Origin of the sequence: Micromonospora sp. NPDC051196 (assembly GCF_040682415.1) — a bacterium.
Taxonomy (GTDB): domain Bacteria; phylum Actinomycetota; class Actinomycetes; order Mycobacteriales; family Micromonosporaceae; genus Micromonospora.
Genome location: NZ_JBFBAY010000022.1, coordinates 55,676 through 56,982, shown reverse-complemented (window position 1 = coordinate 56,982; position 1,307 = coordinate 55,676). Strand labels below are relative to the sequence as shown.

At 70.6% G+C, this 1,307-nt stretch carries 1 protein-coding gene and 1 rRNA gene; one reads left to right on the top strand and one right to left on the bottom strand.

The features are described from left to right. Positions 1-94 (top strand): 5S ribosomal RNA (gene rrf / locus AB0M35_RS26950); the annotation flags it as partial. A 93-nt stretch (positions 95-187) separates the two neighbouring features. Here the strand turns inward: rrf and AB0M35_RS26945 are convergent. Continuing rightward, positions 188-1,307, bottom strand: a 1,120-nt coding sequence (locus tag AB0M35_RS26945; RefSeq protein ID WP_363748769.1) for a hypothetical protein, incomplete at its 5' end; no start/stop codon positions are given.

The following is a 1,307-nucleotide window of genomic DNA, read 5'->3' as shown; positions in this document are numbered from 1 at the left end:
AACGCCCGGTTACATTCCGAACCCGGAAGCTAAGCCCTCCAGCGCCGATGGTACTGCACTCGGGAGGGTGTGGGAGAGTAGGACACCGCCGGACACACGTCACAGTCGAGGGCCGCCCGGAATCGGGCCGGCCCTCGACTGCGTTGCGTCATGGAATGGCGCACTCAGGAAGGATGTACCTGTGAGTTCAGGAGCTCAGGGCGGAGACCGTCCCCGGAGCCACGAGGGCCGGCCCGAGGGCCGTGACCGCGGCTTCCGCCGGGACGACCGCCCGTCGTACCGCGACGATCGCGATCGGGAGCGTGGCTCCCGCGACGGACGCGGTGACGGGGCTGACCGTTCCCGGTCCGGCGGCTTCCGCCGCGATGGTGACCGCCGTGAAGGTGGCTTCGGCGGCGGGGATCGCCGTGAGGGTGGTTTCCGTCGCGACAACAGCGAACGCTCCGGCGGTTTCCGTGATGGCGACCGCCGTGAGGGTGGCTTCCGTGGTGGTGCCGGCCGTGAGGGTGGCTTCCGTGGCGGTGAGCGTCGTGAAGGTGGCTCCGGCGGTGGCGACCGTCGTGAGGGCGGGTTCCGTGGCGGTGAGCGTCGCGAGGGCAGCTTTGGCGGCGGTGAGCGTCGCGAGGGTGGTTTCCGTCGCGACAACAGCGAACGCTCCGGCGGTTTCCGTGATGGCGACCGTCGTGAGGGCGGTTTCCGTGGCGGTGAGCGTCGCGAGGGCAGCTTCGGCGGCGGTGATCGCCGTGAGGGCGGTTTCCGTGGCGGTGAGCGTCGTGAAGGTGGCTTCGGCGGCGGTGATCGCCGTGAAGGTGGTTTCCGTGGCGGTGATCGCCGTGAGGGCGGTTTCCGTGGCGGTGAGCGTCGTGAGGGTGGCTCCGGCGGCGGGGATCGTCGTGAGGGTGGTTTCCGTCGCGACAACAGCGAGCGCTCCGGCGGTGACCGTCGTGAGGGTGGCTTCCGTGGTGGTGCCGGCCGCGAGGGTGGCTTCCGTGGCGGTGAGCGTCGTGAAGGTGGCTCCGGCGGTGGCGACCGTCGTGAGGGTGGTTTCCGTCGCGACAACAGCGAGCGCTCCGGCGGTGACCGTCGTGAGGGTGGCTTCCGTGGCGGTGACCGTCGTGAAGGTGGCTTCGGCGGCGGTGATCGCCGTGAAGGTGGCTTCCGTGGCGGTGACCGTCGTGAGGGTGGTTTCCGTCGCGACAACAGCGAGCGCTCCGGCGGTGACCGTCGTGAGGGTGGCTTCCGTGGCGGGGATCGCCGTGAAGGTGGCTTCGGCGGCGGTCAGCGTCGCGAGGGCGGGTTCGGCGGCG